This is a genomic window from Aeromonas piscicola (assembly GCF_000820005.1).
Classification (GTDB): Bacteria; Pseudomonadota; Gammaproteobacteria; order Enterobacterales; family Aeromonadaceae; genus Aeromonas; species Aeromonas piscicola.
This window is the reverse complement of record NZ_CDBL01000018.1, coordinates 143,671-155,528: the sequence shown is the minus strand read 5'-3', so window position 1 is coordinate 155,528 and position 11,858 is coordinate 143,671. Positions and strand designations below refer to the sequence as shown.

The window sequence follows — 11,858 nt, the reverse complement described above, 5'->3', positions numbered from 1 at the left end:
TGCCGGCGCCTATGGTGGTGCCGGCAATCAACAGGGTACAACCCAGGGTCTTGGTGTTCATGGTGTCCATCCAGATCGAGAAACTGCGTATTCAAAAAAGAGTGCCAGTGGCTGTGCTGGCAAGGCGCCTCCGGGGTCAGGACCGGAGGCTAGCGATATCGGAGTGGACGCATCGTTACGAAAAACCTGCGGGTTGTAAAAGATGGTTGCCACGTTAACGGATCAAAATAGTGGAAACAAGCCTGTAAAGGCGGATTTTGTACTGGAAGGTGGCAATAGGTGGAAATAAAAGATGACAGAAAGGGGCGTTGACTGGTGGAAAAACGCGCCGGCGTGGAGAGTGTCGGCGCGTGAAGGGAGATGTCAGCGGCGACGCTTGAGGGTCCGGCTCACGTAGTGCAGCCCGCACAGGTATTCGCCGTTGATCGCCTTGAGGGCGAGCTCCAGTGCCTGGCTGGCCAGGGCATCGTGCTGCTGGGGCAGGGAGTTGATGCCAAAGGGGAGGAAGTCGAGCAGGCGATCGTCCCCGAAGGTGGCCATGGCGAGCCGGTTCATGTCGGTCTCCTGCTCCAGCAGGTAGTCCAGCACCCCTTCCATCAATATGTAGGAGGTGGCGACCAGAGCCTCGGGCAACTGGCCGAGTCGCTGGTGCAACTCCTTGATCAGGCGATAACCCTCGGCGCGGGAGAAGTGGGCCCCCTCGCACAGATGGCACGTGGCGTTGTGGCTGGCGACGGCCTGCTCGAAGCCCGCTTTTCGCTCCTGGCTGATCGTGAGTGCCGGCAGCGCGGTGATCAAGGCGATGTGCTTGAGCGCCGGGGTGAGCAGGGAGGTGGTGAGATCAAAGCTCGCCTTCTGGTTTTCACTGGCGACGGTCACGAACTTGTCGGCGGCCATGGCCCGGTCGATGGCCAGCACATGGATGCCGCGCGCCTGTTGGCGCGGATAGAAGGGATCGTCCGGTGGCAGGCAGCTGGCCACCAGCAGGGCATCCACATGACGGCTGGCCAGCATCTCGGCCAGCTCCTTCTCGGTGGCCGGCTCATCTTCCGAGCAGACGATCAGCAACTGATAGCCCTGGGCCCGGGCACCCTGTTCGAGGCGCTTGGCGAGCTTGGCGTAACTGGCGTTCTCAAGGTCGGGCAGGATAAAGCCGAGGGTCTTGGTCTGGCCGCCGCGCAGGGAGGCGGCGCGGCTGTCCGGCTGGTAGTTGTGGGCTGTGACCACAGCCATCACCTTGTCACGGGTCGCCTGACTGATGCGGTACTGATCGGCCTTGCCATTGATCACATAGCTGGCCGTGGTGCGCGAGACACCGGCGAGGGCGGCGATTTCATCCAGTTTCATCATATTGGCTCTGTTTGAGTTGCAAGGCCCACGGTCACTGCCAGGTGAGGGCACCGAAAAGTGTGCGCGGGATCATATCATTGAAAAGCACTCTTTGTGGGTACTTGATCAATTGGCTGAAACGATTCAGTCTGAGTGTAAGTGAAACGATTCAGCTTGTCAGCAGACAATCGATGACCGGGGATAAAAACCCCGGCGGCTCCCGAAGGGATGCAATCCGGTCTATTGTCAGCAGGTAAATGACCCAAACTTTTTATTGTGTTGATCCGGCGAGCCGCACGGCCAGCTAGGAACCTGATGGAGAATCTCTATGTTGAAGTTGGCGCAGCAGCAGATATTGCTGGGGCAATCGGTGGCGACCAAGGCGGATGCCATCGCCCTGCTGGCAGGCAAACTGACCGAAGCCGGTCTGGTGGAAGCAGGTTATGTGGACGGCATGCTGGCGCGGGAAGCGCAGCACGCCACCTACCTCGGCAGCGGCATCGCCATTCCCCACGGCACCACGGACACCCGTCATCTGGTGAAAAGCACGGGGGTCATGGTGGCCCAATTCCCTCAGGGCATCGAGTGGGACGAGGGGCAGATTGCCTATGTGGCCATCGGCATCGCCGCCAAATCCGACGAGCATCTGGGCATCTTGCGTCAGCTCACCCACGTGCTGGGTGACGAGCAGGCGGCCGAGGCCCTTAAAAATGCCAGCGATGCCGACACCATCATCGCTATTCTGACCGGGGCCACGACCGCCAAAGAGGTGCAGTTCCTGACCCTGGCCGACTTCCCTGCCGACGATCGCGACCAGCTGCTGCTGGGCGCTGCCGCCCGCGCCAAATCCGCCGGTTGGGGGGAGGCCGCCATGGTCACTTCCCTGCTGGCAAGCGAGCCCGCCTATCTGGGCGATGGCGTCTGGCTGGCCCGTACGCAGGCGGCCCAGACCGGCTGGGTCGTGGCGACCCCGAGCGCGCAGTTGCAGGCAGGGGAACTGCCGGTCAGTGCCTTGCTGCTGCTGTGCGCCGCCGATGCCAGCCATCTGCCGCAGCTGGAGAATCTGGCCAAACTGGCTGCCGCAGGCCAGCTTGCCACCCTGACTGGCAGCGAAGGGCTGGCCATGCTGCAGGCGGGGCCGGCGAGCGGTCTTTCCGAGACCTTCACCATCATCAATCCCCATGGCCTGCACGCCCGTCCGGGCGCCATGCTGGTCAAGGTGGCCAAAGAGTTTGAATCCGACATCCGGGTGGCGAATCTGGACGGCAGCGGTGAAGCCGTCTCCGCCAAGAGCCTGATGAAGGTGATTGGCCTCGGCGTCAAGTGTGGCCACCGTCTGGCGTTTCGCGCCGAAGGGGCGGATGCCGAAGCGGCCCTCAAGGGCATTGGTGCGGCCATTGCTGCCGGGCTGGGCGAGGGGGCGCACTGATGGACATAGTGACCATCACCCTCAACCCCGCGCTGGATCTCACCGCCCGCCTCGAGGCCATGAGCCTGGGTGAGGTGAATCTGGTGAGCGAAGCCAATTTGCGCGCCGCGGGCAAGGGGATCAACGTCGCCATGGTTTTGAAAGACTTGGGCCGTGAGGTGGGATTGACCGGCTGGCTCGGCGAGGGCAACCAGCAGAGCTTCGTCACCCTGTTTGCCGAGCGGGTCCTGGCCGATCACTTTGTTCGCGTGACGGGTAGCACCCGTATCAACGTCAAGATCTCGGAGCAATCGGGTCGGGTTACGGATCTCAACCTGCCGGGGCTCACCATCCATGAGGGTGAAGTGGCGGCCCTTGAGGCGGCCATCGACGAGCTGGCGCCACAGGCCGACTGGTTTGTGCTGGCCGGCAGCCTGCCCAAGGGGGTTGCCCCCGATTACTGTGCTCGCCTCATTCGCCTGCTCAAGGCCAAGGGCAAGCAGGTGATCTTCGATTGCAGCGGCCTGGCCCTGACGGAAGGCATCAAGGCAGCGCCGACCCTGATCAAACCCAATCTGGAAGAGCTTGAGCAATGGGCCGGTCGCCCCATCAAGACCCTGAGCGAGCAGGCCGAGTGTGCCCGCGAGCTACAGGCCCAGGGGATAGCCCATGTGGTGATCTCCAACGGCGCCGACGGCCTGGTCTGGTTTGGTCCGGATGCCACCTGGCAGGCCATCCCGCCGCGCATGAAGGTCGTCAGCACAGTCGGTGCCGGCGACTCCCTGGTGGCGGGGCTGGCCCACGGCCTCAGCCTCGGCTGGGCACCGGAACAGACCCTGCGTCTGGCCACCGCCGTCTCGGCGCTGGCGGTCAGTCAGATCGCGGTCGGTTTTAGTGATATCGATGTACTGACACCTTTACTCGAGCAAGTGCGTGTGCAACGTCTGGATGACCTTGCCCCGACCCGACTCAATACCCCCTCAATGGAAAACTCAGGAGATGCCCAATGAAAGCAATTCTGGTTACGGCTTGCCCGGCGGGCATTGCCACCAGCTTTCTCGCTGCAAAACGGATAGAACAGCAGGCCAAACTGGCGGGCTGGGAGCTCACCCTCGATGTCGGCTCCAGCGTGCAACCTCGTCAGGTGCCGAGCAAGGAGCAGATTGCCGCCGCCGACCTGGTGCTGGTGGTGGCAAGTAGCCCAGTGGATCTCGCTGCCTATGACGGCAAGCGTGTCTATCAGGGGAGCATGGATCTGGCGCTGCAGGATCCGGCCGCTGTGCTTGACGCCGCCACCAGCGGTGCCAGCGTCTATCACCATCAGGCGACTCCTGTCGTTGCCAAGCCGACAACCGGTGCCAAGCGCATTGTCGCTGTCACCGCCTGTCCGACCGGGGTGGCACACACCTTCATGTCGGCGGAAGCGCTCGAGACCATGGCCAAGCAGCTGGGCCACCAGATCCGCGTCGAAACCCAAGGCTCGGTCGGTGCCCAGAATGCCCTGACCGCGGATGAGATTGCCGCCGCCGATCTGGTGTTCCTCGCTACCGACATCGAGGTGGACATGACCCGCTTCGATGGCAAGCAGGTCTATCGCACCAGCACAGGCGCTGCGCTCAAGAAGACCCGTGCCGAGCTCGACAAGGCATGGATTGAAGCAACACTCTATCGCCACAGCGGCACCAGCCAGCCCAAGAAAGAGGAGAAGGCCGGCCCTTACAAGCACCTGCTGACCGGTGTCTCCTTCATGCTGCCCATGGTGGTGGCCGGTGGCCTCATCATCGCCATCTCCTTCATCTTCGGGATCGAGGCGTTCAAGGTTGAGGGAACCCTCGCCGCCGCTCTGATGAAAATTGGCGGTGGCTCGGCCTTTGCCCTGATGATCCCGGTACTGGCCGGTTACATTGCCTACTCCATCGCCGACCGTCCGGGTCTGGCGCCCGGCATGATAGGCGGTATGCTGGCAAGCTCCCTCGGTGCCGGCTTCCTCGGCGGTATCGTCGCCGGTTTCCTGGCCGGTTACTGTGCCAAGTACCTGAGTGACAAGGTGCGCCTGCCGGTGACCCTGGAAGCGCTCAAGCCCATCCTCATCATTCCGCTGTTTGCCAGCCTGTTTACCGGTCTGGTGATGATCTACGTGGTGGGTGGTCCGGTTGCGGGCATCATGAGTGCCATGACCACCTTCCTCAACAACATGGGCTCTGCCAACGCCGTGCTGCTGGGTGTCATCATAGGCGCCATGATGTGCTTCGACATGGGTGGCCCGGTCAACAAGGCCGCTTACGCCTTCGGGGTAGGCCTGCTGGCCTCCAAAACTTACGCTCCCATGGCTGCCGTGATGGCCGCCGGCATGGTGCCGGCGCTGGGGATGGGGATCGCTACCTTCCTGGCTCGCGCCAAGTTCATCAAGGCGGAGCAGGAAGCGGGCAAGGCATCCTTTGTGCTGGGTCTGTGCTTCATCTCCGAGGGTGCCATTCCGTTTGCCGCCAAGGATCCGATGCGCGTTATCCCGGCCTGCATGGCGGGGGGCGCTCTTACAGGTGCGCTCTCCATGCTGTTCGGCTGCGAGCTGATGGCACCCCACGGCGGTCTGTTTGTACTCTTTATCCCGCACGCCATCAGCAACGTCATGATGTATATCGTGGCGATTGCGGCAGGTTCCCTGGTGACCGGGGTTGGCTACGCCATGCTCAAACGCGGCGAAGCGCAGGCCAAGCTGGCGACGGCGTGACAAGCTCAAAACAATGCGTGACAAGGCGGCCTGCGGGCCGCTTTTTTTATGGCAAAAAGGGGCAGCCATGGCTCAATGTTGCTTGTGGTTAATGGATTAACCTTTTAGCGTATTCTGACCGGGGCACAGCTGCGCCCTGATCAGAGATTCACAAAGGAGTAGATGATGACGCCGATGACCCCCCCCATGCTGGATTTTGCGACCGGCCGGCTCTGTGGTGCCGAGCTGTTGGAGAAAAGTACGACCTTGGCCGATCTGCATGGTTTGTTTGCCGATCCGGCTGCTGACGCTGAGGTTGACTCGCAAACAGTGCTCTATCGAGTGGCCATGTTGCCCGGCAGTGGCGTGGAGGGGGATCTCAACATGGGTGTCACCCATCTCGAGGCTGGCAGGATCGGGAGCGAGTTTTTCATGACCCGTGGTCATATGCATGCCCGGGCCGAACAGGCGGAGTACTACTTCGGGTTGTGCGGGACCGGCTTGCTGCTGTTGCAGGATATGGCTGGCGTCTGTCGGCTTGAGCAGGTTTTTCCTGGCAGTGTCCACCATATCCCGGGTCACGTGGCCCACCGGCTCATTAATACAGGCGAGACTCGGCTCTCTGCGCTGGCGGTCTGGCCCGCCATCGCCGGTCATGATTACCAGCTGATGGCAGAGCGGGGGTTTGGCTTGAGGATCCTTGCGGGGGAAGATGGTGCACACCGGGCGGTGGACTCCTCAATGAAATAGCAATCAGCCCGGCGGGGTCGTGAGTGGCCCCGTTAGCGGCTGCCGCAGGATTGGCGCACCACCAGGGCGGGGGGCAAGATAATGCTCTTGGCCGGTTCATCATTGCCGGCAATGCGCTCTAGCAGCAGCTCACCCGCCTTGCGGCCAATCTCTCGCGCCGCCACCGACACCGTCGTCAGGGCGGGTTCTACCAACGCGGTTTCCGGAATATCGTCAAATCCCACCAGTGCAAAATCCTGGCCGATCCGTCGTTCCTGCTTGCGCAAGGCCAGCATGGCACCGAGTGCCACTATGTCTTGATAACAGACGGCGGCGGTGACCTCAGGATGCTGCTCCAGCAGCGTCGTCATCGCGAGGGTGCCTTCCACCCGGCTGGCGCCGCAGCTGATGATCCACTCCGGCCTTGCTGTTATGCCGTGCTCGAGCAATTTGCTCATGTAGCCGCCGAGCCGCTGGGCGCGGCTGATAGAGGTGGTTGCCCCCCCAATAAACGCGATGTGGCGGTGGCCGAGGCGGATCAGATGTTCGGTTGCCAGCTGGCAACCCAGAAAGTTGTCGGTGCCTACGAAGTCGATCGCCACATCCGGCACGGGCCGCACCACCAGAATGGTGGGCATGTGGCGGCGTTGCAGACTCTCAAAAAAACTGTGCGGGGTAGGCTGGGCTGCACAGATCACCATGCCTGCGGCGCTGTTGCGTTGCAGCGAGTCCATAAACTGCTGCTGTCTTGCCGCTGACTCCTCGCTGTTGGCAAGAAACAGCATCAGATCGTGATGCTCCATCTCCCGGCTCAGGCCTGCCGTCATCTCCGCATAGAAGGGGTTGGTGATGTCGTGCAGCAGCAGGCCCACCTGGTTGCTGCTCTTGTTGCGCAGATTGGCGGCGGTCTGGTTGTAGACGTAGCCGAGTTCATCGATCGCCTTGAGTACCCGCTGACGGGTATGTTCCGAAATGCGCCCCTTGTTGCGCAGGGTCATGGAGACGGTGGCGGTAGATACCCCCAGATGGCGGGCAATATCGGCAACGGTCACATTGCTCATGAGGTGTCTCCTGTGATGGTAATGGCAGTAAAGATATATCGATTAACCTTTATGATTGATTTGACATTAATAGAAATGAGCCATGGATCACAAATAACCCGCCAAGTGGTGAACGAATAGTCGATTGTTTGAGGTTAATCTTGTTTATCAGGTTGGGGTTAACGGGTTAATCGATTTATCTTTCTTGCAGATATCAGCGAGAGAGCAGGCCAATGATTCATTCGAGTTATGTATCCAATTACGACAAGTATCCCGAGATTGCGGTCGCCGGATATGAAGATGCCGCCTGTGAGGGGTGGGCTCCCATCGTCCGGCACCTGCTGGCCAAAGTAAACGGGCAGGACAGCGCGAAAGTGGTGCTAGTGATCGACTGCTACCACGGCGTGGATCAGGTTGAGCTGCGCACCCAGCTGCTGGAGGCACTTGGCCCCCACACTCTCATCGATGTGGAACAGGCACGTTTGCCCGAGCCCAAAGTACTGGAGATGCTGGATCGCTTCATCACCGACGACAGGGTGTTCGGGGTGGTGGCTCCCCACAAGATGGTGGAGTTTTTTGACCCCGCCGCACTCGCCCGTTTACAAGCAGAGACCAAAGCTGTCCCGCAAGGGCTGGTGGTGGTGATGGGCAGTGGCGCCTCGTTGGTCGCACAAGGGGATGTGCGGGTCTATGCCGACCTGGCCCGTTGGGAGATCCAGCAGCGTCTGCGCCGCAAAGAGATTGGCAACTGGGGCGCGGATAACACGGAAGAGGACATTCTTCGCCGTTACAAGCGCGCCTTCTTCATCGAGTGGCGGGTGTTTGATCGTCACAAGCTGGCGCAACTGCCGACCATCGACTTCTTGCTCGACACCAATATCAAGGGTAAGCCGACACTGGTGACGGGAGAGGCACTGCATGCCGCACTGCATCAGGCCGCCCGCCAACCGTTTCGGGTAGTTCCCTTCTTTGACCCCGGTGTGTGGGGGGGGCAGTGGATGAAACAGGTGTGTGATCTCGACCCGGCGCCAGCCAATTACGCCTGGTGCTTTGACTGCGTGCCTGAGGAGAACAGCCTCTATCTGCGCTTTGGTTCGGTCCGGGTCGAGATCCCTTCGCAAAATCTGGTGCTGTGCGAGCCTGGGTCGCTGCTGGGCGAGCGGGTACACGCCCGCTTTGGTGCCGAGTTCCCCATCCGCTTCGACTTTCTCGATACGGTGGAGGGGCAACCCCTCAGCCTGCAGGTGCACCCGCTGACCGAATACATACAGCAGGAGTTCGGTATGCACTACACCCAGGATGAGAGCTACTACATGCTCGACGCGGCGCCCGATTCCTGCGTCTATCTCGGCACCCGCAACGGCATCGACCCGAAAGATATGCTGGCGGATCTCGCTGCTGCCCAGCGCGGTGAGAAGTCCTTCGATGACGAGCGCTTTATCAACCGCTTCCCGGCCCGCAAGCACGACCACTTTCTGATCCCGGCCGGTACCGTCCACTGCTCAGGGGAGGGTGCCATGGTGCTCGAGATCAGCGCCACCCCTTTCATCTTCACCTTCAAGTTGTGGGACTGGGGCCGGGTCGGGCTCGACGGCATCCCGCGCCCTATCCATCTCGAGCACGGCAGCAAGGTGATCCAGTGGGATCGCGATACTGACTGGACCCGCAAAAACCTGGTCAATCGCATCGAGTTGATTGCAGAGGGCGAGGGCTGGCGTGAGGAGCGCACCGGTCTGCACGAGCGGGAATTCATTGAAACTCGTCGCCACTGGTTCAGTGTGCCGGTAGAGCACGATACCGGCGGTACAGTGCAGGTGCTCAATCTGGTGGAAGGGCGGGAAGCCACGGTGGAGAGCCCGGACAACGCCTTCGCCCCGTTCGTGGTGCACTACGCCGAAACCTTTATCGTGCCAGCGTCGGTGGGTCGTTACCGCATCCGTCCGAGTGGCGCGAGCGAAGGACGGACCATCGCCACCATCAAAGCCTATGTGAGGGGGTAACCGAGATGCTGAGGATCCTTATCGCAACCCATGGTTCACTGGCGCCGGCCCTGCTGGCCAGCGCCAATATGGTCTATGGCGAGATGCCTGCCGTAGCGACCGTTTCTCTCACTGAAGAAGGGGGCATCGAGGCCTTTCGTGCCGAGTTTGAGCAGACCCTGCGCCAACATGGCGCAGGGTCTGACGGGGTACTGGTGCTGTGCGACATGGAGTGTGGCACCCCCTACAACGTGGCGTGCCGCGTCGCATTCGACCCCGCATGGCCGCAGGCAGTGGCCGTCGTGACCGGCGTCAATTTTCCCATGCTGCTGATGAGCGCCGACTGGCTGGCGGCAACGGATGTGCACGAGGCTGCCCGCCAGCTACTGGCACAGGCACTGGAATCCATGGTGATCGCCGCGCCTGCGGCGACCCATCCGCACGACGACAACTTCTAGGAGAGCATGATGGCCATTTCATTTGTACGGATTGATGACCGGGTGATCCACGGTCAACTGGTTACCCGCTGGGCCAGAGAGCTTCCTTGTGACGGTATCGTCGCGATCGATGATGAGGTGGCGGCCGATCCGCTGCTCTCTCAGGTGATGACGGGTGCCGTATCGGACACCAGGGTGTGGCTGTTCGATGTGGCGACCGCCATTGCCAAGTTGCCCAAGGTGATTGCCAGCGACAAGCGCTACTTCGTGATTGGCAAATCGCCGGTCACCCTGCAGCGGCTCTGCGCCGCCGGGATCTCCCTTGATAATCTCAACGGCAAAATCAACGTCGGCCCCATGAGTGCCCGCGAGCACACCACGACCATAGGGCCCAATCAATCGGTGACCGCGCAGGAGATAGCCGCCTTTGATTACCTGGCAAGCCTGGGTCATGAGATCGATTTTCGACTGGTGCCGGATGCCAGTCACTACAGCTGGGCGGATGCCCAGAAAAAAGCTGAAATAAGGGGAGGCCATCATGTTTCTTGAAGCAACACTCATCGGGATACTCTGTTATCTCGGTGCCCTCAGCAGCCCCTGGCTGCTGGGCTTGACCGGTGGTTGGTACACCATTACCCGCCCGCTGGTATCCGGCATGCTGGTCGGCGCCATTCTGGGGGATATGCAGACCGGGATCCTGATCGGGGTGGCGGTGCAGGCCGTCTATATCGCCATGGTGACGCCGGGCGGCTCCATGCCGGCGGATCTCAATTTCGTCGCCTTTCCGGCCATAGCGCTGGGCATCATGTCGGGCAAAGAGCCATCGGTTGCCGTGGCCATTGCCGCCACCATCGGCATCGCCGGTACCATCCTCTTCAACTTCATGATGGTGTTCAACTCCTACTGGAACCACAGGGCGGATGTGGCGCTGGAGCAGGGAGATGAACAGGGGGTTTACCTCAACAGCGCCATCTTCCCTCAGGCCAGCAACTTTGTGCTGCGTTTCGTGCCGACCTTCATCGCCGTCTATTTCGGCAACCAGTATATCGAAGGGTTCATGAACAGCCTGCCGGAGCTGGTGATCCGCACCATGACGGTGGTGGGCGGCATTCTGCCTGCGGTCGGCATTGCCATCCTGCTCAAGCAGATCATCAAGCAGAACAGCATGCTGATCTACTTCCTGGTCGGCTTTGTCGGCATCGTTTTTCTCAAGCTCAATATGGTGGGGCTGGTGATGATTGGGGCCCTGCTGGCGCTTATTCACTACAGCTACAAACCCGAACCCAGACAAGCGGTCGCCGCCCGCGGTGACGTGCCTGCCGATGACGAGGATGAATTCTGATGAACACAGAGCTGCAATCAGGGGAGCCGGCGGTCAAGCAGCCGGTCGTGCTTACCTCACGAGATCTGCGCGCCTGCTGGCGTTCGTGGATGATGTACAACCTCTCGTCAATGAGCTTCGAGCGACTCGAATCGTTCGGGTTTTGTCTCGGCATGATGCCGGCGCTGAAGAAGCTCTATCCCGGCAAAGCCGAGCGGATGGAGGCGATGAAGCGTCACGCCTCCTTCTACAATACCGAGCCCCAGATCGGCGCCATCATCAACGGGCTGGCGGTCGGGCTTGAAGAGAAGAAGGCCAATGGCGAGAAGATCGACGGTGAGACCATCAATACCCTCAAGGTGGGCTTGATGGGCCCCATCGCGGGCATAGGTGACTCCATGATCCCCGGTATGCTGGTGCCCATTTTGCTCAGTATCGGCATGGCGCTGGCGGCAGGGGGGAGTGTGCTGGGGCCGCTGTTTTACATCATCAGCTTCAACGCCATCGCCATTACCGGCTCCTACATGTTGTTTATGAAGGGCTACAAGCTGGGCACTGGCTCGGTGGAATCCCTGGTGAGTGCCGAGTCGGCCAAGCTGCGCGAGGCGCTCTCCCTGCTCGGCGTCTTCGTGATGGGCGGGGTGGCAGCCAGTTATGTCAACCTCTCAACCGGACTCGATTTCGTCACCTCGGACGGGGTCAATATCCAGGTTCAGACCATGCTGGATGGCATCTTCCCCAAACTGATGCCGCTGCTGGTGGTGCTGGGGACCTGGTATCTGATGGCCAAGCGCAACGTATCTCCGGTCAAGGCGATGCTCGGGCTGCTGGTGCTGGCCTTTGTCGGGGTCGCCATCGGGCTGTTTTGAAGGGGTAAAGGTCATTCACTCAACAATGGGAGAGCC

Annotated in this window: 11 protein-coding genes; 9 read left to right on the top strand and 2 right to left on the bottom strand. The window is 60.9% G+C overall.

The window, feature by feature from the left end:
* Positions 1–363: 363 nt before the first annotated feature.
* On the bottom strand, positions 364–1,350 hold the full coding sequence (gene cra, locus BN1128_RS04145; protein WP_042866490.1) for a catabolite repressor/activator: 987 nt from the start codon (positions 1,348–1,350) through the stop codon (positions 364–366).
* 307 nt (positions 1,351–1,657) lie between these two features.
* Here cra and fruB point away from each other — a divergent pair, with 307 nt between their 5' ends.
* The 4 genes from fruB (at position 1,658) to BN1128_RS04125 (ending at position 6,197) form a co-directional block, all read left to right on the top strand.
* Positions 1,658–2,758 carry a fused PTS fructose transporter subunit IIA/HPr protein gene (fruB, locus tag BN1128_RS04140; RefSeq protein ID WP_042866489.1) on the top strand — a complete coding sequence of 367 codons (1,101 nt, stop codon included), beginning with the start codon at positions 1,658–1,660 and terminating at the stop codon, positions 2,756–2,758.
* The gene (gene pfkB / locus BN1128_RS04135; RefSeq protein ID WP_042866488.1) at positions 2,758–3,747 is read left to right on the top strand and encodes a 1-phosphofructokinase; all 990 of its coding nucleotides are present in this window, start codon (positions 2,758–2,760) and stop codon (positions 3,745–3,747) included. The genes fruB and pfkB overlap by 1 nt, the downstream gene beginning before the upstream one ends.
* A complete protein-coding gene (fruA, locus tag BN1128_RS04130) occupies positions 3,744–5,468 on the top strand; it encodes a PTS fructose transporter subunit IIBC (RefSeq protein WP_042866486.1) in 1,725 nt (574 codons plus the stop codon). Before pfkB ends, fruA begins: the two co-directional genes overlap by 4 nt.
* 165 nt (positions 5,469–5,633) lie before the next feature.
* Positions 5,634–6,197, top strand: coding sequence for a glucose-6-phosphate isomerase family protein (locus BN1128_RS04125; protein ID WP_042866485.1), 564 nt, complete (start codon positions 5,634–5,636; stop codon positions 6,195–6,197).
* Positions 6,198–6,229: 32 nt separating this feature from the next.
* On the opposite strand, the gene BN1128_RS04120 is transcribed toward BN1128_RS04125, so the two are convergent.
* A complete protein-coding gene (locus BN1128_RS04120) occupies positions 6,230–7,237 on the bottom strand; it encodes a LacI family DNA-binding transcriptional regulator (protein WP_042866484.1) in 1,008 nt (335 codons plus the stop codon).
* Between the two features lie 212 nt (positions 7,238–7,449).
* Here BN1128_RS04120 and BN1128_RS04115 point away from each other — a divergent pair, with 212 nt between their 5' ends.
* From BN1128_RS04115 to BN1128_RS04095, 5 genes are read left to right on the top strand one after another with little or no spacing between them, the layout of a single operon-like run.
* Entirely contained in the window at positions 7,450–9,216 is a 1,767-nt protein-coding gene (locus BN1128_RS04115; protein WP_042866483.1) for a class I mannose-6-phosphate isomerase, read from the top strand.
* Between the two features lie 5 nt (positions 9,217–9,221).
* Positions 9,222–9,653: a PTS sugar transporter subunit IIA gene (locus BN1128_RS04110; protein ID WP_042866482.1), complete on the top strand. Its 432-nt coding sequence runs from the start codon at positions 9,222–9,224 to the stop codon at positions 9,651–9,653.
* Between the two features lie 9 nt (positions 9,654–9,662).
* On the top strand, positions 9,663–10,181 hold the full coding sequence (locus BN1128_RS04105; RefSeq protein ID WP_042866481.1) for a PTS sugar transporter subunit IIB: 519 nt from the start codon (positions 9,663–9,665) through the stop codon (positions 10,179–10,181).
* The gene (locus BN1128_RS04100) at positions 10,171–10,974 is read left to right on the top strand and encodes a PTS mannose/fructose/sorbose/N-acetylgalactosamine transporter subunit IIC (protein WP_042866480.1); all 804 of its coding nucleotides are present in this window, start codon (positions 10,171–10,173) and stop codon (positions 10,972–10,974) included. The genes BN1128_RS04105 and BN1128_RS04100 overlap by 11 nt, the downstream gene beginning before the upstream one ends.
* Positions 10,974–11,822 (top strand): PTS system mannose/fructose/sorbose family transporter subunit IID, encoded by an 849-nt coding sequence (locus BN1128_RS04095; RefSeq protein ID WP_042866479.1) that lies wholly within the window; start codon positions 10,974–10,976, stop codon positions 11,820–11,822. Before BN1128_RS04100 ends, BN1128_RS04095 begins: the two co-directional genes overlap by 1 nt.
* Positions 11,823–11,858: the final 36 nt, after the last annotated feature.